Below are 23,400 nucleotides of genomic sequence, written 5' to 3'. Positions count from 1 at the left end.
ATGTCAATGGTATTTATGAAGAAACAATGAGAATTATTTTTAATTTTAAATGGATTTGATTGCGTTTTAAAAATGAAAAAATATAATTTTACGCTTAAATGAATGCTATTATTTTTTTTTCAAAAAAATTTGGCTTACATTTTGGTGTAAATAGACAACATTTACTTGATTTACTTAGCTAAGAAAAAAATTTCTTGATTAATTGTTGATTTAACAAGTTTTACTTTGATTTTTTGCTGAAATTAAAAAAAGTTTAAGCAAATGTATTGATTTATTAAAAACAAGTGATTAAACTACTAATTAACTCAGAAAAACATAATTATTCTGAAAATTGAAACAAAGGGGAAAAAGATATGAGGAATAAATTTACTTATGGGATTATCGCAATATGTGGTCTAGTTTTAGCGGGGTGTTATGGCGGTGGGGCGTCATCGGACAGCAAAAGTAGTTCTAGCAGCGGTTCGAAAGACAACAATGGCACCTTCAATTTAGTTGTTCAACAAGAAATGCCTACCGCTGACTTATCAGTTGCAACAGATACAATCAGCTTCACCGCATTAAATAATGTTTATGAAGGAATTTATCGTTTAGACAAAGACAATAAGCCTCAGCCTGCTGGTGCTAGTGAAAAAGTCAAAGTCAGTGATGATGGTAAAACCTATACTGTTAAATTAAGAAAAGATGCAAAATGGTCGAATGGCGATCCTGTTACCGCCAAAGATTATGTTTATGGTTGGCAGCGAACAGTGAAGCCTGAAACCGCTTCAGAGTATGCCTACCTTTTTGAATCAGTTGAGAACGCAGCAGATATTACGGCTGGGAAAAAATCGCCTGATGAATTGGGAATCAAAGCAGTAAATGATCACGAGCTTGAAATCAAATTAGCAAAGGCAACCCCTTATTTTGATTACCTATTGGCTTTCCCTTCATTCTTCCCACAAAATCAAAAAGTTGTTGAAGAAAACGGCAAAGAGTATGCGACTAAGAGTGACAAATCCGTGTACAATGGGCCATTTACATTAGCAGGCTTTGATGGACCGGGAACGGACACTGAGTGGGAGTATAAGAAAAATGATACGTACTGGGACAAAGACGAAGTCAAACTATCGAATATTAAAGTCAATGTCGTGAAGGAATCTTCTACTTCATTAAATTTATTTAAAGATGGTGAAGCAGATGACATCATTCTTTCAGGTGAATTGGCACAACAAAATGCCAATGATCCAGCCTACAAATCCTTTAAAGAGGCCCGTACTAGCTACCTTGAATTTAATCAACGCAAAGCGGACTCACCATTTAAAAATGAAAACTTGCGCAAAGCAATTTCTTACGCGGTCAATCGTAAATCTTTAGTCAACCAAGTATTAGGTGATGGTTCAGTTGTTTCAACTGGTCTAGTACCATCTGGAATGTCAAAAAATCCTAAGACTGACGAAGACTTTGCGAAAGAAGCGGGGAATTTAGCGCCTTATGATAAAGCAAAAGCCAAAGAATATTGGGACAAAGCTAAGAAAGAATTGAATATCAATTCACTTTCATTCGAATTAATGGCGTCAGACACTGATTCATCGAAAAAAGTGATTGAGTATATGCAAAGTGCTTTAGAAGAAACCTTGCCAGGTGTTACGGTTAAACCGACACCAGTACCATTCTCAGTTCGATTGGATCGTTCAAATAACGGCGACTTCGATGTTCTTTTAGGCGGTTGGGGTGCTGACTATGCAGACCCATCTAGCTTCACCGATTTATTCGTTACAGGAAATTCATACAACCGTGGACGTTGGAGCAACAAAGAGTATGACAAAGCAGTCGATGATTCTGGCAATAAAGATGCTAGTGATGAAGAAGCACGCTGGGATGATCTACAAAAGGCTAACGAAATCATCTCTAAGGAATCAGGGATTGCGCCACTTTACCAATTATCAGAAGCACATTTAGTAAACGAGAAAGTCAAAGGTATTGTGCATCACCCAGCTGGCGCTTCTTGGGATTACAAATGGACTTATGTAGAAAAATAGTAGAGAAGTAAAAGAACCTGTGGAAAATTAATCGAAAACAGACTGATTGATGTGCAAACGGGGGATGATGACTAAAAAAAGAAGTTGGAACGTTCCTTGTTCCAACTTCCTTTTAGATCATTGCCAGAATGACGCAAACGATGGATGCAACGATTAAGATCGCGGCAATGATCAACCAAAAGAAATAGCGTCCTTGTCCAACTTCGGAGAGGGCTAAGCCTTCTGATTTTTTCTTTTGTTTTCTATTAAGGGCTTGTTTCATTGAATGTTGAAAATAGTCAAAGAAGCCTGAAGAAAAAATCCATAATAAAATGCCGATAATCAAAAAGGGCAGACTAACTAAAAAGAATCGGTTGGATAAAGATATGGCCGTCAGATCATTCTGAAAAGCAGAGTAGACGACAGTTAAGATTAGTAGCCCACCACCGATAATGAGGGGAAATAATTTGTTTTTCATATAGACAACTCCAATTTTTAAGTTAAGGACAGCTATTGATACTGTAAAACAAAATGATCTTTAAAGTCAAAGAACAGGCTATTACATTTAGTAGAGCATTTGTTCTATTCATAAAAATTAGTCAAACAATTCAATGACACTCGATGTATTTAAAATACATATTACGATAGAAATTAGGAGGCACCAGATGAGCAGCTATGTTAAGTATTTATTGAAGCGTGTCTTTTTTATGTTGATTACCTTATGGCTGATTGCGACCATCACTTTCTTCTTGATGCAATTATTACCAGGGACACCGTATACCAATCAAGAACGTCTAAGTCCAGAAACGATTGCAATGTTAAACAAGCAAGTGGGACTAGACAAACCAGTGATCGTTCAATACGGCATTTATTTGTCAAACCTAGTTCAAGGAGATTTTGGGATTTCCTTCCAGTTTAAAAACCAAGCGGTAGCGACTTTATTAGCTGGACGAATCGGACCTTCCTTACAACTTGGGGTACAAGCAATTATTTTCGGTACCCTTGTAGGGATCATTTTAGGAACGGTAGCGGCAATGCGCCAAAACTCTTGGGTGGATACGTCCTCAACGCTAATCGCCATTTTAGGTCGTTCAATCCCGAACTTCGTTTTTGCTGTTTTGTTGCAATACATTTTTGCTATGAAGTTGCAGGTTTTACCGATCGCAAAATGGGAAGGCTTCGCTTATACCATTTTGCCAACCATTGCCTTGGCGATGTCGCCACTAGCCGATTCGGCCCGCTTTATTCGAACCGAGATGGTGGAAGTCCTCCACAGTGATTATGTAGAATTGGCACGAGCCAAAGGATTAAGTCGCTGGGAAATCGCCTTTAAGCATGGCTTACGAAATAGCTTGATTCCTCTAATGACCTTATTAGGACCTCTAGCAGTGGCCTTGATGACCGGTTCGTTGGTGGTTGAAAATATTTTCGCAATTCCTGGGATCGGCGAGCAATTTGTTAAGTCCATTACTACTAATGACTATCCAACCATCATGGCGGTGACGATCCTTTATTCCTTTATGCTAGTCTTCGTTATTTTAGTTGTAGACTTGCTCTATGGGCTTGTTGATCCGCGGATTCGTTTATCAGAAGGGAGCAAGAGCTGATGGAAACAATCAAATATTCTTCGATCGTTGATATTCCTGCTGATGAATTTCAACCGTTACAAAAAAATACCGAGAAGGAACGGGAAGAAATTGCCGCACCTTCCTTGAATTTCTTACAAGATTCTTGGCGCCGTTTGAAAAAAAATAAAGCAGCTGTGATCTCTATGGGCTTACTTGTCGTGATCATCGCGGTTTCAATTTTAACGATTTTTATTTCACCCCAAGATCCGACGAAGCAAAACGTAGATTACAGCAATTTGCCACCGCGAATTCCCGGTCTGAATATTAACGGGTTGAACGGAAAAACAATGGTGGCCGGTGAATTGGTTAATAAATATGCCCAAGCAGATGTCCCCAGCAACGTGAATTATTTATTAGGAACAGATAGCTTAGGTCGAGATGTATTGAGCCGACTATTCATGGGAACGCGAATCTCACTATTGATCGCCTTTATCGCCGCTCTCTTTGATATTACGATCGGTGTAGCTTATGGCTTGATCTCTGGTCTTTTAGGCGGGAAAGTTGATAATGCGATGCAACGTTTCTTAGAAATTCTTTCAGGGATTCCCAACTTAGTGGTAATGATTTTGATGCTGGTAGTTTTTGAACCAGGGATCTTCTCAATTGTAGCTGCGATGGCGATTACCAACTGGATACCGATGGCGCGGATTGTTCGAGCCCAGACCTTGAAGTTAAAGGATCAAGAATATGTTTTAGCTGGGATGACCTTAGGAGAATCTAAATGGAAGATTGCCTTCAAGCATATCGTCCCGAATATCTCCAGTGTCATTATTATTCAAATGATGTTCAGTATTCCAACGGCGATCTTCTTTGAAGCTTTCTTGAGCTTCATCGGTCTAGGTTTGATGCCGCCGAATGCTTCTTTAGGTACATTGTTGAACGACGGGTACAAAACCTTCTTATACTTACCTTACTTATTATGGATTCCAGCGGTGACAATCTCCGTCATTATGATCTGTTTTAATCTATTGGCCGATGGGTTGCGAGATGCCTTCGATCCGAAAATGAAAGAGTGACGAGCGTATGACAAAAATTCTAGAAGTAAACAACTTACAAATATCTTTTGACACCTATGCGGGAAAAGTTCGCGCGATTCGCGGTGTCGATTTTGAACTAAATAAAGGGGAGACCTTAGCCATTGTGGGAGAATCTGGTAGCGGGAAATCTGTAACCACCCGGACAATCATGCGGCTACTCTCCAGTAATGCGAATATCGATCAGGGAGAAATAGTATTTAAAGGTGATAATTTAGTCAACAAAACAGAAAAAGAAATGCAAAAAATTCGTGGACGAGAAATCGCTATGATTTTCCAAGATCCTATGACTTCTTTAGACCCCACGATGCCAATTGGCAAACAAGTGGCCGAGTCTTTAAGAAAGCACAAAAAAGTTTCGAAAAAAGAAGGCTTAAAAGCGGCCCTGGATTTGTTGAACTTAGTTGGAATTCCCGATGCCGAGAAGCGTTTAAAAAGTTATCCCCATCAATTTTCCGGCGGGCAACGTCAACGGATTGTGATCGCGATTGCCTTAATCTGTAATCCAGAAATCTTGATTGCCGATGAACCGACGACAGCGTTAGACGTGACGATCCAAGCCCAAATCTTAGAATTACTAAAAGAAATCCAAACGAAGATCGAAACATCGATTATTTTCATTACCCATGATTTAGGGGTGGTAGCCAATGTGGCTGATCGGGTAGCGGTGATGTATGCGGGTAAAATTATAGAAGTTGGGACAGCGGAAGAGATTTTCTACAATCCGCAGCATCCTTATACATGGGGCTTATTAGGCTCAATGCCAACATTAGAAAGTGAAAGTGATCGCTTGTACGCGATTCCTGGGTCACCGCCTGATTTATTAGACCCGCCAAAAGGCGATGCCTTTTATCCTCGAAATGAATTTGCTTTAAAAATAGATGCTGAGCAAGAGCCGCCATTTTTCGAGCTCTCAGCAACCCATAAAGCTGCAACTTGGTTATTGGCACCACAAGCACCTGCAGTTACTCCTCCTGCCGAGATTCAACGGCGCTGGGATATCTTTGCAAAAAAACAAAAACAACATTCTGCGTAACACGAGGAGGATCACTATGACAAAACGGCTGTTAGAAGTCAATAATCTAAAACAATATTTCAATGCCGGCCGAAAAGATGAAGTTCGTGCCGTGAATGATGTCAGTTTTTATATCGAAGAAGGCGAGACTTTTGGATTAGTTGGGGAGTCCGGCAGTGGAAAGTCCACGACGGGACGAACGATTATTCGCTTGAACCAGCAAACGGCGGGTGAAGTCTTATTTGATGGACAAGACGTTACAAAAATCCACGGCAAAGAGGCCTCAAAACAATTTCGACGGGATGTTCAAATGATCTTCCAAGATCCGTATGCTTCTTTGAATCCTCGTATGAAAGTCAAAGACATCATTGCAGAAGGAATCGACGTCAACGGCTTGGCTAGCACTAGCAAAGAGCGGGATAAAATTGTGAATGACCTGTTGGAGACAGTCGGACTGAATCCAAGTCACGGCACACGTTATCCCCATGAATTTTCTGGTGGACAGCGTCAGCGGATCGGGATTGCCCGAGCGTTGGCGGTACGTCCGCGCTTTATTATTTGTGATGAACCAATCTCGGCTTTAGACGTATCGATTCAAGCTCAGGTGGTCAATTTATTACAAGACTTACAGAAGGAACACAATTTGACTTATTTGTTTATCGCTCATGACCTTTCAATGGTGAAACATATCAGTGATCGGATCGGCGTAATGAATAATGGGCACTTACTAGAGGTGGGTAGCAGTGAGGAGATTTATCACTTCGGTGTGCATCCTTATACAGAAAGTCTCTTATCGGCGATTCCGATGCCAGATCCTGATCATGAACGTCAACGCCGCCGGATCAAGTATCAAATCGAGCCACACGATAGCAAAGAGCGTTCACTACGAGAAATCGGACCAGGTCATTTTATTTATGCAGCGGAAGACGAAGTAGTCTACTATAAGAAAAAATTGCAGCATTTAAAAAATGAAAAAGCAATAGCAGTTTAATTTGTTGTACACAAAAAACAGCCCAAACAATCATTGTTTGGGCTGTTTTTTCTATGAAGTTAAAAGCTAGCTATAAAAAAATTAGATTATTTTTCAAAGGAAAGATCCATGTACTTTTATAGTTAACTTATTTTTAATAAAAATAAAAAGTGCCACATCAAGGACTCTTTTCTAAACTACCGAAGTAGCCAAGAATCCTTATGTGGCGTGGGTTTGGCACCCAATGGGCCGTGAGGGGCTCGAACCCGCGACCCGCTGATTAAGAGTCAGCTGCTCTACCAACTGAGCTAACGGCCCAAACAAAGTACTTTCATATGTTAGCACTGAGAAAATAAAAATGCAAGAAGAAAAACTAAATTTTTTTATGAAAGCCATTCAATTATCTCGTTTTTGAAACTATGTTGTATAATTATGATGATTTTGTTAGAATAGGAATGAAAGGAGTTGGACATTCATGGAAGAAACCAAACTCAAAGCTTGGGCAGAGGAGTTAAAATTAATTCAACTACCTCGCTGGGATGAGTTACCGGAATTAGAATTGTATATGGATCAAGTGATCACAATTGTTGATCGTTATTTGTCGCCACTGATTGAAGACGAGAAGCATCCGTTGTTATCAAGCGCGATGGTCAATAACTATGTTAAACATAAATTAGTCCCGCCACCTGTTAAAAAGCGGTATAATCGCAATCACTTAGCCTATTTGATAGCGATTACCTTATTAAAGCAGGTGTTCTCAATTCCTAATATCAACGAGCTGATTCAGATGCAGTTGGCTATATATGAACCACAAGAGGCGTACAACAATTTTTGCATTGTTCAGGAAGAAAAGTTGTTACAAATCACCAAAATCGTTTTAGGCGAAGAGGTCAGCTTAACGAGAACTAGTAACGATTTTTATTATTTGGCGATGGAAGGCGCTGTTGCTTCCTTCACCCAAAAAATGTTAACCGAAAAAATTATCCAATTAGATAAAGAACAGGAGGGCGAAAAGAATGAATGAGAAAATTGCGATTTTAGTTGATTCGGGAACAGATGTACCGAAGGAAGTCGTGGATAGTGGTCCATTCTTTATGGTGCCGTTACGAATTATTTTTAGTGATCGAGAATATAAGGATGGGGTGGATATCAGCTCCGATACGATTTTTCCTTTGATTAAAAAAGAACTGCCAACAACTTCTTTACCCGACGGCGAATTAATCCATGAAGTCTTCGACCAAATCAAAGCAGAAGGCTATACTCATGTGATCATTGTGACGATTTCCAGTGGATTAAGTGGTACGTATAATGCGCTACGTGTTTTAGGAGAACATTATGAAGGATTGACTTTCCAATCAATTGATACGAAAAATGTTGGGATTGGTGCAGGAATCTTGGCGATTTACGCTGGGGATTTAGTGAAGCTAGGAAAATCATTTGCTGAGGTTATTCAAGAAGTGGAAAGCAAGATTCCTACTACTAAGATCTATTTCAATGTAGATACCTTAGAATACTTGCAAAAAGGTGGGAGAATTGGGCTAGTTGCTTCATTACTAGGGAGCGCCTTGAAATTAAAACCAATTATTTCTTGCAACCCAGAAGGTATTTATTATACGGTTGCCAAAGTGCGGGGATTAAACAAAAGTATTGATAAGACGATCCAATTAGTCAAAGAGCAAATCGGCACCCACAAACGGTTCAATTTGGCCATTACTCAAGCAGATGCAATGGAAACAGCGGAAAAAATGCGTCAGCGGCTACAGGAATTATTTCCGACTGCTGAAAATATTTACTTTGGAAAAGTTTCACCGGCACTGTCAGTTCATACTGGTCCAGGTTCATTAGGCGTCGTGTGCCAAGTGCTGGATTAACTATTAAGGATGCGGCTTTGTTCAAGAATGTTTGTGAACTATTAATCTGAAACGTAATACGTCTATTCTGATTATGGTGCAATTTCAATCTGAATAGACGTATTTTTGCGTGCTCAAACTTACAAAAATTAACAGCCTCGAAAGCAAACAAACGGCTTAGTGATGGAATTATTCTTAGCATCTTTTTCAATACGAGCAGGTGTTTATTAAACTTTTCTTTTTTTCTCCCTTAAAACCCTGTAAATAAATGGTCATCTAATTGAAAAGATGAAACGCTATTGAAATTATTGTATAATAGTAAAGCGTACATACAATCCTATGAAGGTATGAGGTGACTCTTAGTGAAAAAGATTCTAGTTGTAGACGATGAAAAACCGATCTCGGAGATCGTAAAATTTAATTTAACCAAAGAAGGCTATGAAGTCTTTACTGCGTTTGATGGTGAAGAGGCCTTGGAAAAAGTCGAAGAAGTCAATCCAGATTTGATTTTATTGGATCTAATGCTGCCTAAAAAAGATGGTTTGGAAGTGGCTCGTGAAGTACGCAAGACCCATGAGATGCCGATCATTATGGTGACAGCTAAAGATTCTGAAATCGATAAGGTTTTAGGCTTGGAACTAGGCGCCGATGATTATGTAACGAAACCTTTTTCTAATCGTGAATTAGTTGCACGGGTGAAAGCCAACCTAAGACGCGGCGGCCAAGCACCGAAGGAGGAAGAATCAACGACTCAAAGCGATTTGACGATTGGTGATTTGACGATCCATCCCGATGCTTACATGGTAACAAAGCGTGGTCAGACCATTGAACTGACTCACCGGGAGTTTGAATTATTGCATTATTTAGCGAAGCATATCGGGCAAGTAATGACCCGTGAACATTTATTGCAGACGGTTTGGGGCTACGATTATTTTGGAGATGTCCGTACCGTGGACGTGACGGTTCGTCGTCTCCGCGAAAAAATCGAAGACAACCCAAGTCATCCAACTTATTTAGTAACACGACGTGGCGTAGGCTATTATCTACGCAACCCTGAACAGGAGTAATTATGGAAAAAAAAGTCCGTTTTTATCGATCGGTCAATTTCAAGATTGCTTTTTCCTTTATCTTAATCTTGTTGATTTCGATTGAAATCATCGGCGCGTATTTTATTCGTGGACTTGAAAAATCAACGATCGATACCTTTACCAAAGACATGAATCAACGAGTGGCTAATTTGAGTACGACATTAGGTGCCACCATGACAGAAGATAGTGACAATGAATCCGATCAAATTCAGCGCATTATTGAGAACAACAATGCTTCTGATATTACTGATATGTGGGTCGTTGATGATAAGGGAATTGTTCTAGCCACGAATGATGTGGGGCAAAAGGATTCGATTGTCGGTAAAAAAAATGAGTACAGCGATATCGATGATTTTTCAATGAAACAATATGTAACGCTTGATGACAATAATAAACGGGTATATATCAATGTCCAACCTATTCAGTCCCCGACCGGCGATTCGGCTGTGATCGGGGCTCTTTATGTTAAGAGCGACATTGAACAAAAATATACCGAGATCAGTAACACTGCGTTGATCTTTTTTACCGCCTCGATGATCGCTGGTTTGATTTCCATCGTAGTGGCTTTATTAGTCGCTCGATCGATTACCAAGCCAATCAAAGAGATGCAGAAGCAGGCCGTTCGAATCGCCCAAGGGGACTACTCTGAAAAGGTTGAAGTCCATGGGCATGATGAATTAAGCCAATTAGCAGAGACCTTTAACAAATTATCCGATCGAATCGAAGACGCTCAAGATACGATGGAAGCCGAGCGGAATCGCTTGGACAGCGTATTGACCCACATGACTGACGGAGTTATTGCCACGGATCGTCGAGGCAAGGTCATTACGATCAACGAGATGGCTCTGTCTTTATTAGATATCACGAGTGAGTCAGCGATTGGTCAATCGATTTTGACTTTGTTGGAGCTAGATGAAGAATATACTTTGCGGAAATTACTGGAGACCCCAGAAGAGATTTTAATTAACCGTTCTAAATCTGACGCGGATGAAGACCGTATGACCTTGCGTTCTGATTTCGCGATGATTCGTCGTGAATCAGGCTTTATTAGTGGATTAGTTGTCGTTTTACATGATGTTACTGAACAGGAGAAGACGGCCGAGGAGCGGCGTCATTTCGTATCGAATGTCTCTCATGAATTACGGACCCCATTAACGAGTGTGCGGAGTTATCTGGAGGCATTAGAAGAAGGGGCTTGGCAAGATGAACAGATCGCGCCTGATTTTATTCGTGTGACTTTAGGGGAGACTGACCGGATGATTCGGATGATCAATGATCTATTGAATCTTTCTCGGATGGATTCCGGTGCACAACAAATGGATTTGGAATTAGTCAACTTCAATGAGCTCGTCGATTATATTTTGGATCGCTTTGACATGATGGTAACAAGTCAAGAGAAAAAATATCGAATTATTCGCGAATTTACGGAACGTGACTTATGGGTAGAAATTGATACCGACAAGATCATGCAGGTCATCGATAATATTATGAATAATGCCATTAAGTATTCACCAGATGGTGGGAAGATTGAAGTTCATTTGATGGAAACCCATAACAACGTTGTTTTGGGGATTTCGGATGAAGGACTAGGGATTCCAAAAAAAGATTTGGAAAAAGTCTTCGAACGTTTCTATCGAGTCGATAAGGCAAGAGCGCGGAAACAAGGAGGAACCGGCCTGGGGTTAGCAATCTCAAAAGAAGTGATGAAAGCTCACCAAGGGCAGATTTGGGTTGAAAGTGTGGAAGGAAAAGGCTCAACCTTCTATATTTCTTTACCGTATGAACCTTATGAGGAGGATATTTGGGAATGAAACTATCAGAAAAAATCATTCGCGTAGCCCTTCTCCTGTTGATCTTAATCAGTTTGGCTTTGACTTATGCTATCTGGCTCAGCCCTACCGCTAAAATTGCCGAGGTGAATACTAGTAAGCAAGCTGTGAAAAATGATCAAAACTACGCGAAAGCGACGGATGCTTTTTTACCGATTCGAGGGATTTGGGATTTGGCAGATGGAAAATATCAGACGAGTAGTGAGAATCTATTGGCGACAACTCAAGCTCGACTGACTGAAAGTACCTTTGGTCAACTGCAACAAGTGGCGGAAGGTGAAGAAGCGATCCAAAGCTATTACAGTTTGGATCATGGTATTGAATTGAATTATGAGGGTGGTTTTTCACTGACTGAGTACGTCAAAGTTTTCGACATGCCCATCAGTTTAAAGGCCTTGAAAGATGCGGACAGTATTTCTTTTTCGAAAATTCAAATCGATTTTTCAAAGAAAAAGATTCGCTTTTTGAACTATCATAAAAATATGGTTTATGAAGCCTCGATCTCAGCTGATTTTTCTAGTTTAGAAACAATTTATCAAAAAAATCAAATCCGCTATTTGGAGATGACAGAAGAAAATTCACTGATTCCTCGTTTATTGCGGACGAAAGAACAGATTCGGTTAAAAAAATACAGCTATATTTTAACAACACAATCGTACTCTCTTTTCCGGAATGCCTTTTTCCAAAATCCAGATCAGGCAAAAGGGGAAGAAGAAGAGAGCGGGGCCCGCTCATTTGTTAGTGGTCACGAAGAGATCATGATGGACGAGCAAAAACGACAGGTCACGTTTACAGGTGAGTTGCCAGAGGATTTAGAAGATGAGAGCATCTATAGTCAGACCTTTAATTATGTCAGTCGATTAGGTACGGCGGTTGGTAATTTGCGCTATTTCAATCACCATGATGGAAAAATAAATTATCGAATCTTCGTTGAGGGCTACCCGATCTTCAGCCAATCTTCCAAAGGGAAAATGAGTGTAACGATTGATTCGTCTAATACAGCAACGGTACCGCAAGTCAAAATCGAAACCAGCATGGATACGGTCCAAGTTCCGATTCCTTCAGATGAAGAGGTCGAACTACCAAGTACCTTAGAAATCGAAACGAATTTAGCGGCAGCCGGGATCGACTTAAGTAAAATAAACAGTTTTATAATCGGCTATACGTGGCAAGATATCGACGGAGTGAATAAGCTAGTTGCGTTGACTCCAGAATGGTTCGTCAAATATGAAGATACCTGGTATTCAGCAAATCAAATGATGCTAGGTAATTTTGAAACGGAGGCGAGCTAGATGGATTTTAGAAAAATTGAATGGATCTTCTTTTTCGTTTTCATCGGATTGAATATTTTTCTTTTCAGTATTTTCTGGAGTAATCAACACGAGCAAAGCCTAGTCACCAATTCAAAGCAGCGGGAAGATATCATACATCGACTAAAAAATGATGACATCGAGTTAAAGGAAAAAATCTCTGATGAACATCGCGAAGGGTACTATCTAAGTGCTGAACAAGATGACTTCCAAAAATTATTATCGGAGCCTTCCAATCAAACAATCGCACAAACAGCCAGTGTTTCTGACAAAATTTTAACGTATTATCCTAGTCAAAATCGGGAGTTTAACTTAAAAACGACCCAGAAAAGTTTTAACCAACTGATGCAGGAAAACACAGTTATTATGGATGGCCAACAATATTCTTATTTACCGGATATTTCGAAAAAGGAAGATGAGCTCGCTAAAATTGTCGGGGCTCAGTCTTATGAAGGAATTCCTTTTATGGATGAGACTTCACGGGTGATTTTAGACGTCGAAAAATCTGATGGTGAAGTACAAGTCTTGAAATATACACAAACTCGGTTGAAAGAGATCGAGCCATTACGGGAAAAAATGGCGCTTTATTCAGAAAAGGAAATCTTGAATACCTTGTATATCAATAATAATATTCCAGCAAAATCCACGATCACGAATGTCTATCTAGGCTATTTTAGAACCTTGGAAGTGCGAGAAAAAAATGTTTATGTGCCTGTCTGGTTTGTCAAAATTAGAACCGCGGATAAGACGACACAGATCGAAAAGGTCAATGCGTTGAACAATCAAGTGATCACAAATAATTTAGTTCCAAAAGTGGAAAATCCATAAAAAGGGTTGTATACTGAGGACAGTTTTAAAAGAGAGGACCAATTGCTCATGTTAGAAATGAATCAGGCCTTCAATGTCAGTGTCTTGGCAAGCGGTAGTACCGGCAATTCTTTATACCTCGAGAGTCCGAAAAAGCGAATCTTGGTAGATGCTGGTTTAAGCGGGAAGAAAATCACTTCGTTATTAGCAGAGGTCGATCGAAAACCGGAAGATCTGGATGCAATCTTAGTTACCCACGAACACCGCGACCATATTCATGGCGTTGGGGTCTTAGCAAGAAAATATAAATTACCTGTTTATGCGAATGAAAAAACCTGGGAAGCGATGGCTCCTTTAATTGGAAAAGTTGATGTTGAACAGAAGCATATCTTTGAAATGGGAAAAGTTTTGACTTTCGGAGACTTAGATATCGAAAGTTTTGGCGTGTCTCATGATGCGGCAGCACCACAATTTTACCGTTTCTATAAGGATGGTCATTCGTTTGTCATGTTGACGGATACGGGCTATGCTAGTGAACATCTGCGAGGAACAATTCGCGATGCAGATGCTTACTTAGTCGAAAGCAATCACGATTTAGAAATGTTGCGGATGGGGGCGTATCCTTGGAGCTTGAAACAGCGCATCTTAGGAGATCGCGGACATTTATCCAACGATGATGGAGCATTAGTCATGACAGATATTCTCGGAGATCGAACCAAACGAATCTACTTAGGGCATTTAAGTAGAGAGAATAATATGAAGGAACTGGCTCATATGACGATGGAAGAGACCTTGACCCGTTACGATCTTGGTGTCAATCATCAATTCCAAATCTTTGATACGGATCCAGATAGTGCCACAGAATTATTTGCCATTTAAAATAGTCATAAAAGTGTTTAGAAGACGGCAGGCCGATCTTCTAAACACTTTTTTTGTTTGCTCTTTTCATTTTTTACCACCTTGATACTATCAAACAATAGGGGTGGAAAGAGCGAATCATACAAATTATTTTTATTTTCATGATGATTTTGATGCTAGTAAGAACGATTCTCACTAGAATCGATTGTGAAAGCGCTTTATATAAGAGTATAATAACAAATAATGGAGAGGGTAAAATCATTTCTCAAAGGTAGATAGAAATGATTTTCACAATTAATAATACTGATATTAAAAGATAAAATAGAATTTAATTCACTAGTAAAATCACTATTGTTTGTTTCTTCACATTACAAGGGAGGATAGTCCATGGATACATTGGTTAAAGCGATTGCAAAATTTAAAGGAGGCGTCAAAGTTCCGCATAATAAAAATACCGCGGAATACGAGAGCGTTTATATGGAACCTCCTGAAATTGTGATGATCCCTATGCAACAACATATTGGTGGTCCCTGTAAGCCGATAGTAAAGAAAGGGGATGTCGTCACTGTTGGTCAGGTGATTGGTGATTCAGAGGCGTTTGTATCCGCTCCGATCCATGCGTCAGTATCCGGCAAAGTGAAAGGAATCAAACCTGTGTTACTGGCAAATGGACAAACCTGTGAAGCAATCCATCTAAAAAGTGACGGCTTACCGGTAGAGTTTCCTGAACCACGCCCCGTTGAGATTCATTCAAAAGAAGAGTTGTTGAAAGCCGCTCGCGACAGTGGTCTCGTTGGAATCGGGGGTGCAGGTTTTCCGATGCATGTAAAGCTTGCCGTTAAAGAGGATACGCCAATTGATACGCTGGTCATTAATGGCGCTGAATGTGAACCCTTTATTACGTCGGATTATCGTGAAAGCTTGGAGTATCCAGATCGAATTATATCTGGGATGCAACTAGTGATGAAGTATTTGAATATTCGACATGGTGTCATTGGGATTGAACGTAATAAACCAAAAGGATTGAAAAGACTGCGTGATCACTTGAATGAGCTGGCGGAGCTTGATCCGACAATCGACGTAATGGAGATTCCTTCATTATATCCGCAAGGGGCAGAAAAAATGCTAGTCTATGCCACGACTGGTCGAAAAATACCTCCAGGAAAACTTCCGTCTAAAGTAGGCTGCTTGATTATGAATATCTCAACGATTTCACTTTTGCAGCGTTATATCGAGATTGGCATGCCCTTGACCCATAAAAGAATCACCATAGATGGAAATGTTGCCCAACCTAAAAATGTTGTCGTACCGATTGGAACGCCAATTGGCGAAGTCATTGATTATTGCGGCGGCTTGGTCGACGAGCCTAGCAAAATAATTCTAGGAGGCCCGATGATGGGGGTCGCCCAATTTTCAATGGACTTACCGATCACGAAGCAAACGAATGCGATTACCATATTATCAGCGGCGCAAAGTTTGCCGGAGGAATCTCCTTGCATTCGCTGCGGAAGCTGTGTCACCGCTTGTCCAATGTCACTTTTGCCGGTGCAGATTGAACGTTGTACCCGTAATAAGGATGTAGAGGGGTTGAGAAAGCTGAATGTTTCAGCCTGTATGGAGTGCGGTTGCTGTGCATTTGTGTGTCCAGCAGGCCGTAGACTTGTTCAAACAATGAAGCAAGCCAAACAAATGGAAAGGGAGGCTGTTCGATGAATAAATTACCTGTTTCCATCTCGCCTCACCTGCATTGTGGACGTAGCACTCGTAGCGTTATGTTGGATGTGATTGTTGCTTTGATTCCAGCAATGATCGCTGCTACCATCATCTTTGGATTTCGTGCCCTTATGTTGATTATTGTCACCGTGGGGGCTTGTGTTTTAAGTGAATATTTAACGAGGAAAATCTTGAAGCGGTCGGATACGATCCACAATTTGACTGCGGTCGTTACCGGGATTTTACTCGCACTAAACTTGCCGGTGACACTACCTTTTTGGATGGCTGCTTTAGGTGGAGTGATCGCCATTGTAATTGTGAAGGAATTTTTTGGCGGAGTGGGGCAAAATTTTGTCAATCCCGCGATCACCGCTCGGATCATTTTAATGATGTCCTTTGCTTCTCAAATGAGTACATGGCAGCCACCATTAAATTATTATATGTTTCGACCCGATGTGATTTCATCTGCATCGTACTTTTCAGCTTCGCAAACCGGCCAAAAAATTCCTTCGCTGCTGGATATGTTTTTAGGGATTCGTGCAGGGAGCTTAGGCGAGACCTGTGTTTTGGCATTGCTGATTGGAGGAGTCTATTTAGTCGCTCGCAAGGTGATATCACCTGTGATTCCGCTGTGTTTCATCGGAACCGTGGTTATCTTAGCTACTTTACTAGGAGGAAATCCGTTGTATCAACTAATGTCCGGCGGGTTATTACTAGGCGCTATCTTTATGGCAACGGATTATACGACTTCTCCGGTCACCAAAAATGGAAAGATCCTTTTCGGTGTTGGCTGTGGTCTCATAACTGTCTTGATTCGTTTCTTTGCGGCATTGCCTGAAGGAGTATCTTACGCGATTTTATTAATGAACATCCTCGTTCCTCATATCGAGCATTTAACGATTCCAAAAGTCTTTGGTGAGGAGGCGAAGGTGAAATGAAGCATTCAAAGGTGATTTTACTAGATGCACTGTGCCTCTTTGTGATTTGCCTCGTGGTGACTTTTGCCGTTGCTGGGACTCGCTCGGCTTTCAAGGAGCGGATCGCTAAGCAGGAATGGGCACAAACCCAAGCGGTCATGAAAAAATTGATTAAAGCGCAGGATTTTCAGAAAGAAAAATTAACTGGTGGGCAGCAGGCTTATAAAGCACTTGATCCAAATGGTAAGATTCTAGGTTACTTGTTTATCACTGAGGCCTATGGTTATGGCAGTGAGGTCAGTGTGATGAGTGCCATAGCAGATGGAAAAGTGGTGGGTGTGGATATTTTAGATGCGTCAAATGAAACACCCGGCTTGGGTCAAAATGTCACAAAAAAAGAGTTTGTTGATCAATTTTCTAATCTCCAAGGTTCACCAGAAATTGTCAAAAGCGCCCCTACTAGTAAAAATCAAGTAGAAGCAGTCACCGGTGCAACTAAATCGTCAACAGCCGTTGTGAAATCAGTTGAGAAAGCACTTGCTCTTTTTGATCAAGTCGCTGACTCAAAGAAGTAAGGGAGAGAAGGAATGGAAAATGAAAAGAAATCCGCTATTTTTACTAAAGGATTAATTAAAGAAAATCCCGTTCTTCGCCTAATGTTAGGCACTTGTCCCACCTTGGCTGTGACGACATCGGCAATGAATGGCTTGGGAATGGGGATCGCAGCTACAATTGTCTTATTAGGTTCCAACATCGTTATTTCGCTTTTACGAAAAGTGATTCCCGATCGGGTAAGAATCCCCGCCTTTATTACGATCATCGCAGGTTTTGTAACGGTGGTCCAATTGCTGGTGAAAGCTTTGGCACCAGCGCTAGATGCGACCTTAGGGATTTATTTGCCACTGATCGTAGTGAACTGTATTATTCTTGGCCGGGCAGAAGCTTACGCGAAAAATCATCCAGTCATCCAATCTGCTTTAGACGGTTTGGGGATGGGGGTGGGTTTCACCATGGCGCTTTTATGTATGGGAGGGATCCGAGAATTATTAGGTAGCGGCACCTTATTAGGATTTTCTATCACTGCCGGGGTAGTTCCGCCGATGACGATTATGCTACTGCCGCCGGGAGGATTCTTTGTGTTTGGAATGCTTGTCATGGTGGCGAATAAACTTAGCGACCGCGAGAGCAAGGAAATAGATTGTTCTGCCTGTCCAATTGCCGAAGCTTGTACAACGATTTGTGAAGAAAAGGCGGGTGAAGACTAATGCAGGCCTTCGTGACTATTTTAGTTGCTGGAATTCTAACGGATAATTTTGTTTTGTCGCAATTTTTAGGGATCTGTCCGTTTCTAGGTGTATCCAAAAAATTGGATACTGCTGTAGGAATGTCATTAGCGGTTACTTTTGTTATGGTTTTAGCAACTTTGGTGACGTATCCTATCTACAGCGCTTTGCTGATTCCGATGGGATTGGATTATTTACAAACGATTGTGTTCATCCTGACAATTGCCGCACTTGTTCAGTTGGTGGAAGTCGTGATGAAACGTTATATGACACCTTTATACAATGCTTTGGGCATCTATCTGCCTTTAATTACAACCAACTGTGCGGTATTAGGCGTAACGATTTTGAACTTTTCAAAAAATTATAGCTTTATTCAATCGATGGTTAACGCTTTTGCTGCCGGCATCGGATTTTTAGTCGCAATGGTGATTTTTGCAGGCGTTCGAGGTCGCTTGGAGGGCAATGACATTCCTAAATCATTGCAAGGATTGCCGATCACTTTGATTGCGGCAGCAATCGTTGCGTTATCATTTTTAGGCTTTGCTGGATTGGCGGAAGGATTGTTCCGATAAATCTGTTGATTGAGGGAAATTGCAGGAATCATTCAGACAAAATAGGAGGGACGTAAATGACGGAGATCATGTTACCCATTGGCATCGTCAGCGGAATGGGTTTGATCGCAGGAGTAATCCTTTCATTAGCTACGATCATTTTCCATAAACCTGTCGATGAGAAAGAAGAAGCACTAAGAGGAGCGTTGCCAGGGATTAACTGTGGGGCGTGCGGCTTTTCCGGTTGTGACGGGTATGCAAAAGCCATGGTGCAAGGCGAGGCTAGCGCAACCAACTGTACACCTGGAGGAGCCTCCACCCGGACGGCTTTGTCCGCAATTTTAGGCGTAGAGGTCGGAGAGATAGATAGAGTCGCTGCCTTTGTTCGTTGTAACGGGACTTGCGAATTTACGAATAAGAAAATGGATTATGCTGGAACAAGCACTTGTTATGGTGCCAATCAAATCTTTGGTGGTCCGCAAGCCTGTCAATTTGGCTGTATGGGCTTTGGCGATTGCCAGACTGTTTGTGATTATGATGCGATCGAAGTAGTAGATGGGATCGCGAAGATTGATCCAGAAAAATGTGTTGGTTGTCTGAAGTGTATCGCGGTATGCCCGAAAAACTTAATCAAGATGCTGCCCGCGGAAAATACTTCGATCGTGGCTTGCTCTAATCAGGAAAAAGGCGGAAGCGTACGTAAAATATGTGATGTCGGCTGTATTACTTGCAATCGTTGTGTGAAGACTTGTCCGCAAAATGCCATCAAAATGGTCAACAATGTAGCGGTGATTGATCCGAAGCTTTGCATTAATTGTGGTGAGTGCGTAGAAATTTGTCCGCAAAATTGTATTGTAGAGATGACTAAAAAGGAAATTATTCACAGTTAATCATAAAAGAAAGAGCCTCTTCAAATTGTTGAAGAGGCTCTTTCCATTTTTACGGATACTAATGATAAACGCTGAAGTGCTCTTTCTCGTGTTTTGGTGCAACCACTTCATCGATCATAGCGATCGCGTAATCGGCCATGCTGATTTCGCTTTTTCCAGCGGCATTTTTACGTAAATGTTCATCACTAACTTGGTATTGAGCAGTTCGTTCACCGTCAGGAATAAAATTTGCAGCCGGACTTAAATAAGTCCATCCTAAATCTTGGTGCTCTTTTAGTTCAAGAAATGCTTGGTACATATTATAGGCCGTCGGATAGTAGACCGCATTAGGATCAGAAAGATCAATCATGCGATGCGCCTCGTCAATGAACAAAGAGGATGTTCCGCCAACGACTAGTAGCCGCGTATTGCTTCCTTTTAATAAATCGGTTAGATGGCGCAATGAGGTTTGATGCAGAAATTCTTTGCCCACTGGAGGGCGAAAGGCATCAATGACAACATCAAAATAAGTTAGGTCCTGTGTTGTTAATTCAAATAAATCTTTGACTAAAATGGGAACCTTTACCTCTAACTTTTCTGGATGGCGAACGATCGCAGTTACCGCTAAATCACGATTGAGTGCTTCTTTTAATAAATGCGAACCGGCATTTCCGGTAGCACCAATAATTGCTACTTTCATCAAAAAACCTCCTTAAACTGATTGCTTAGTATCAGTTTAAGGAGGTTTTTCTAAAAAGGCAAAAGATTAGTGTTGAATCAACTTTTCTGAATGAATAGCGAGCTGGGTCAAAATTACTAATAAGTTCATCCCGACATGGGTGATCATGGAGGTCCAGATTCGTCCGGTATAACGATACATGCCGCAGAATAAGAAGCCTAGTCCGGCATACAAAAGATAATGGCCGTCATTGTGAGCAAAGGCGAAAAGTAATGAGCTTAAGAGTGCCGGAATGAGAAAGCCGAATCTTTTTTCTAATGCCCCAAAAATCCCACGCCGGAAAACGAATTCTTCCATAATTGGCCCAGCGATGGTAGTAGCGAAAATAAAAACCATATTGTTCATGATTAAATCCACAATATTTTGCGTATTTTGAGAAGTAGCAGATTGACCTAGGAAGCGTTGCTCAATTTGCAAAATGAGCATTTGCAATAGCAGCGAGACCGGTATCCCGATAACGCCAATCAAAATGGCGATCAGAACATTTTTTTGTTGAGACTCAATACCGAAGAGCTGAGACTTGTAACGATAAAAAATCATCAATGCCGCTCCTAAGAAATAAGTCAACGTTGTCAGTTGAATAATTTGTGAAGGGTTCGCGTGAAAGACTTGCAAATAGATCACGGGAGAGAATAAAACTAAGCCATAAGTAAAGATCGTAATAAAGCTGTATTTTTTTGCGTTCATTATTTTTCCTTTCTAAACTCTTATTGTCCCCAAGTATATCATAATTCACTTAAAAACTTAGTTGGAGAAAAATCGAAAAAGACAAACGAAGGACTTGCAAAAAGAATCGAAAATGAGTATGATAATAACTGTGAGTTAGCACTCTAAGTTAACGAGTGCTAACAAATTGAATATCATTACTAGTTGGAGGGATTTATCGTGTTAAAACCATTAGGTGATCGTGTCATTCTTGAAGTTACTCAAGAAGAAGAAAAAACAGTTGGAGGTTTAGTTTTAGCTTCTGCAGCCAAAGAAAAACCACAAACGGCAAAAGTTGTCGCTGTCGGTGAAGGCAATGTACTAGAAAACGGTGAAAAAAGTCCAATGCCAGTAGCTGTTGGTGATATGGTAATGTTTGAAAAATATTCTGGAACAGAAGTAAAATATGACGGCAGTGAATACTTGATTATCGCTGCAAAAGATATTATGGCAATCGTCGAATAAAAATAATGAGGTGAAGAAATTATGGCAAAAGAAATCAAATTTTCTGAAGACGCACGTGCAGCAATGCTTCGTGGGGTAGACAAATTAGCAGATACAGTGAAAGTAACATTAGGGCCAAAAGGACGTAATGTTGTTTTAGAAAAATCATATGGTTCTCCACTGATTACAAATGATGGAGTCACTATCGCAAAAGATATCGAATTAGAAGATCACTTTGAAAACATGGGCGCAAAGCTTGTTTCTGAAGTTGCGTCAAAAACCAACGACATTGCTGGTGACGGAACAACTACAGCCACTGTTTTGACTCAAGCAATCGTTCGTGAAGGCTTGAAAAACGTGACTGCCGGCGCAAACCCAATGGGAATTCGTCGCGGAATTGAAATGGCAACTAAAGCAGCTGTTGAAGAATTACACAGCATTTCTAAAGTCGTTGACTCAAAAGATGCTATTGCACAAGTTGCGGCCGTTTCATCTGGCAGCGAAGAAGTTGGTAAATTGATCGCTGAAGCAATGGAAAAAGTGGGTAACGACGGCGTTATTACTATTGAAGAATCTAAAGGGATCGATACAGAATTAGATGTTGTTGAAGGGATGCAATTCGACCGTGGTTACTTATCTCAATATATGGTAACTGATAACGATAAAATGGAAGCTGCTTTAGAAAATCCATACATCTTGATCACTGACAAAAAAATCTCGAACATCCAAGATATCTTGCCGTTGTTAGAACAAGTGTTGCAACAATCTCGTTCATTATTGATCATCGCTGATGATGTTGATGGTGAAGCCTTGCCAACATTAGTCTTGAACAAAATCCGTGGAACCTTTAACGTTGTGGCAGTGAAAGCTCCTGGTTTTGGTGATCGTCGTAAAGCAATGCTTGAAGACATCGCGATCTTGACTGGAGCGACGGTCATTACAGAAGACCTAGGGCTAGATCTTAAAGAAGCTACAATCGAAAACTTAGGGACAGCTGGTAAAGTCGTTGTTGATAAAGACAATACTACGATCGTTGAAGGATCAGGCGACAAAGAACGCTTGACTGAACGCGTTGAATTAATTAAACGTCAGATCAGTGAAACAACGTCTGATTTTGACCGTGAAAAATTACAAGAACGTCTAGCAAAACTTGCTGGCGGAGTTGCTGTTGTTAAAGTTGGTGCAGCGACTGAAACAGAATTAAAAGAATTAAAATTACGAATCGAAGACGCTTTGAATTCAACCCGTGCGGCTGTTGAAGAAGGAATCGTTGCCGGTGGTGGAACTGCCTTAGTCAACGTGATTAAGAAGGTCGCAGATTTAGAGGCTGAAGGCGATGCAGCTACTGGTATCAAGATCGTGGTTCGCGCATTAGAAGAACCCGTTCGTCAAATTGCTGAAAATGCTGGCTTTGAAGGCTCAGTCGTTATCGACAAGTTAAAAAATGCCGATCGTGGCACTGGTTTCAACGCTGCTTCTGGTGAGTATGTTGATATGATCGATGCAGGAATCGTTGACCCAACGAAAGTAACCCGTTCAGCACTGCAAAATGCAGCTTCTGTCTCAGCATTATTATTAACAACTGAAGCAGTTGTTGCTGACAAACCCGTTGAAGGTGGCGCAGCAGCCCCTGCAATGGATCCATCAATGATGGGCGGCATGATGTAAGCATCCTCGAAACAATTTAGCGTCATCGGAAAATTCCGGTGATGCTTTTTTTGATCTTTGGTTGGTCGGTAATGTTGTTTGAAAGAAACGACTATTTTCGAGCATTTAAAGAATAATCATGTTTT

23 protein-coding genes and 1 tRNA gene are annotated in these 23,400 nt (G+C 40.8%); 20 read left to right on the top strand and 4 right to left on the bottom strand.

The annotated features are described in order from the left end of the window. The first annotated feature begins 353 nt into the window (after positions 1-353). Entirely contained in the window at positions 354-2,018 is a 1,665-nt protein-coding gene (locus tag FFM67_RS00705; protein WP_137612759.1) for a peptide ABC transporter substrate-binding protein, read from the top strand. 112 nt (positions 2,019-2,130) lie between these two features. Here FFM67_RS00705 and FFM67_RS00700 read toward each other — a convergent pair whose 3' ends face one another. Then, positions 2,131-2,475: a DUF3899 domain-containing protein gene (locus FFM67_RS00700; RefSeq protein WP_137612758.1), complete on the bottom strand. Its 345-nt coding sequence runs from the start codon at positions 2,473-2,475 to the stop codon at positions 2,131-2,133. Positions 2,476-2,662: 187 nt separating this feature from the next. Between FFM67_RS00700 and opp3b the strand changes: the two genes are divergently transcribed. The 4 genes from opp3b to FFM67_RS00680 are packed head-to-tail and all read left to right on the top strand — an operon-like array spanning position 2,663 to position 6,665. Continuing rightward, positions 2,663-3,604 (top strand): oligopeptide ABC transporter permease, encoded by a 942-nt coding sequence (gene opp3b, locus FFM67_RS00695; RefSeq protein WP_137612757.1) that lies wholly within the window; start codon positions 2,663-2,665, stop codon positions 3,602-3,604. Then, entirely contained in the window at positions 3,604-4,641 is a 1,038-nt protein-coding gene (gene opp3C / locus FFM67_RS00690; RefSeq protein WP_137612756.1) for an oligopeptide ABC transporter permease, read from the top strand. Before opp3b ends, opp3C begins: the two co-directional genes overlap by 1 nt. A gap of 7 nt (positions 4,642-4,648) precedes the next feature. Then, the gene (locus tag FFM67_RS00685) at positions 4,649-5,695 is read left to right on the top strand and encodes an ABC transporter ATP-binding protein (protein ID WP_137612755.1); all 1,047 of its coding nucleotides are present in this window, start codon (positions 4,649-4,651) and stop codon (positions 5,693-5,695) included. Between the two features lie 16 nt (positions 5,696-5,711). Beyond that, positions 5,712-6,665 (top strand): ABC transporter ATP-binding protein, encoded by a 954-nt coding sequence (locus tag FFM67_RS00680; protein WP_137612754.1) that lies wholly within the window; start codon positions 5,712-5,714, stop codon positions 6,663-6,665. 224 nt (positions 6,666-6,889) lie between these two features. Here the strand turns inward: FFM67_RS00680 and FFM67_RS00675 are convergent. Further along, a tRNA-Lys gene (locus tag FFM67_RS00675) sits at positions 6,890-6,962 on the bottom strand. A gap of 157 nt (positions 6,963-7,119) precedes the next feature. Here FFM67_RS00675 and FFM67_RS00670 point away from each other — a divergent pair. The 13 genes from FFM67_RS00670 to FFM67_RS00610 all read left to right on the top strand — a co-directional run bounded on the left by FFM67_RS00670 (position 7,120) and on the right by FFM67_RS00610 (position 19,740). Then, entirely contained in the window at positions 7,120-7,668 is a 549-nt protein-coding gene (locus FFM67_RS00670) for a DUF1836 domain-containing protein (RefSeq protein ID WP_137612753.1), read from the top strand. Further along, a complete protein-coding gene (locus FFM67_RS00665; protein ID WP_137612752.1) occupies positions 7,661-8,515 on the top strand; it encodes a DegV family protein in 855 nt (284 codons plus the stop codon). Before FFM67_RS00670 ends, FFM67_RS00665 begins: the two co-directional genes overlap by 8 nt. A 341-nt stretch (positions 8,516-8,856) precedes the next feature. Further along, positions 8,857-9,561 carry a response regulator YycF gene (yycF, locus tag FFM67_RS00660; RefSeq protein ID WP_137612751.1) on the top strand — a complete coding sequence of 235 codons (705 nt, stop codon included), beginning with the start codon at positions 8,857-8,859 and terminating at the stop codon, positions 9,559-9,561. Positions 9,562-9,563: 2 nt separating this feature from the next. Continuing rightward, positions 9,564-11,393, top strand: a complete 1,830-nt coding sequence (gene walK / locus FFM67_RS00655) for a cell wall metabolism sensor histidine kinase WalK (protein ID WP_137612750.1) — start codon at positions 9,564-9,566, stop codon at positions 11,391-11,393. After that, on the top strand, positions 11,390-12,703 hold the full coding sequence (locus FFM67_RS00650; RefSeq protein WP_137612749.1) for a YycH family regulatory protein: 1,314 nt from the start codon (positions 11,390-11,392) through the stop codon (positions 12,701-12,703). Before walK ends, FFM67_RS00650 begins: the two co-directional genes overlap by 4 nt. Beyond that, the gene (locus FFM67_RS00645; protein ID WP_137612748.1) at positions 12,704-13,549 is read left to right on the top strand and encodes a two-component system regulatory protein YycI; all 846 of its coding nucleotides are present in this window, start codon (positions 12,704-12,706) and stop codon (positions 13,547-13,549) included. Positions 13,550-13,597: 48 nt separating this feature from the next. Continuing rightward, positions 13,598-14,407: an MBL fold metallo-hydrolase gene (locus FFM67_RS00640; RefSeq protein ID WP_137612747.1), complete on the top strand. Its 810-nt coding sequence runs from the start codon at positions 13,598-13,600 to the stop codon at positions 14,405-14,407. Between the two features lie 366 nt (positions 14,408-14,773). Further along, the gene (gene rsxC, locus FFM67_RS00635) at positions 14,774-16,099 is read left to right on the top strand and encodes an electron transport complex subunit RsxC (RefSeq protein WP_137612746.1); all 1,326 of its coding nucleotides are present in this window, start codon (positions 14,774-14,776) and stop codon (positions 16,097-16,099) included. Further along, complete coding sequence (locus FFM67_RS00630; RefSeq protein ID WP_137612745.1) at positions 16,096-17,037, top strand: RnfABCDGE type electron transport complex subunit D; 942 nt, start codon at positions 16,096-16,098, stop codon at positions 17,035-17,037. Before rsxC ends, FFM67_RS00630 begins: the two co-directional genes overlap by 4 nt. Continuing rightward, positions 17,034-17,591: an RnfABCDGE type electron transport complex subunit G gene (locus tag FFM67_RS00625; protein WP_137612744.1), complete on the top strand. Its 558-nt coding sequence runs from the start codon at positions 17,034-17,036 to the stop codon at positions 17,589-17,591. The genes FFM67_RS00630 and FFM67_RS00625 overlap by 4 nt, the downstream gene beginning before the upstream one ends. Before the next feature lie 12 nt (positions 17,592-17,603). Further along, complete coding sequence (gene rsxE, locus FFM67_RS00620) at positions 17,604-18,281, top strand: electron transport complex subunit RsxE (protein ID WP_137612743.1); 678 nt, start codon at positions 17,604-17,606, stop codon at positions 18,279-18,281. Further along, entirely contained in the window at positions 18,281-18,871 is a 591-nt protein-coding gene (locus tag FFM67_RS00615; protein WP_137612742.1) for an electron transport complex protein RnfA, read from the top strand. Before rsxE ends, FFM67_RS00615 begins: the two co-directional genes overlap by 1 nt. 56 nt (positions 18,872-18,927) lie before the next feature. After that, positions 18,928-19,740, top strand: a complete 813-nt coding sequence (locus tag FFM67_RS00610; RefSeq protein WP_137612741.1) for an RnfABCDGE type electron transport complex subunit B — start codon at positions 18,928-18,930, stop codon at positions 19,738-19,740. Between the two features lie 58 nt (positions 19,741-19,798). Here the strand turns inward: FFM67_RS00610 and FFM67_RS00605 are convergent, their stop codons facing one another. Together FFM67_RS00605 and FFM67_RS00600 are read right to left on the bottom strand one after the other, a co-directional pair. Beyond that, positions 19,799-20,419, bottom strand: a complete 621-nt coding sequence (locus tag FFM67_RS00605; protein WP_137612740.1) for an NAD(P)-dependent oxidoreductase — start codon at positions 20,417-20,419, stop codon at positions 19,799-19,801. Between the two features lie 66 nt (positions 20,420-20,485). Next, entirely contained in the window at positions 20,486-21,145 is a 660-nt protein-coding gene (locus FFM67_RS00600; RefSeq protein ID WP_137612739.1) for a CPBP family intramembrane glutamic endopeptidase, read from the bottom strand. A gap of 198 nt (positions 21,146-21,343) precedes the next feature. Here FFM67_RS00600 and groES point away from each other — a divergent pair, with 198 nt between their 5' ends. Both groES and groL read left to right on the top strand, forming a co-directional pair. Beyond that, the gene (gene groES, locus FFM67_RS00595; protein WP_137612738.1) at positions 21,344-21,628 is read left to right on the top strand and encodes a co-chaperone GroES; all 285 of its coding nucleotides are present in this window, start codon (positions 21,344-21,346) and stop codon (positions 21,626-21,628) included. Positions 21,629-21,649: 21 nt separating this feature from the next. Beyond that, complete coding sequence (gene groL / locus FFM67_RS00590) at positions 21,650-23,275, top strand: chaperonin GroEL (protein WP_137612737.1); 1,626 nt, start codon at positions 21,650-21,652, stop codon at positions 23,273-23,275. Positions 23,276-23,400: the final 125 nt, after the last annotated feature.

Origin of the sequence: Enterococcus viikkiensis (assembly GCF_005405345.1) — a bacterium.
Taxonomy (GTDB): Bacteria; Bacillota; Bacilli; order Lactobacillales; family Enterococcaceae; genus Enterococcus_A; species Enterococcus_A viikkiensis.
This window is presented reverse-complemented; position numbering and strand designations above follow the sequence as displayed.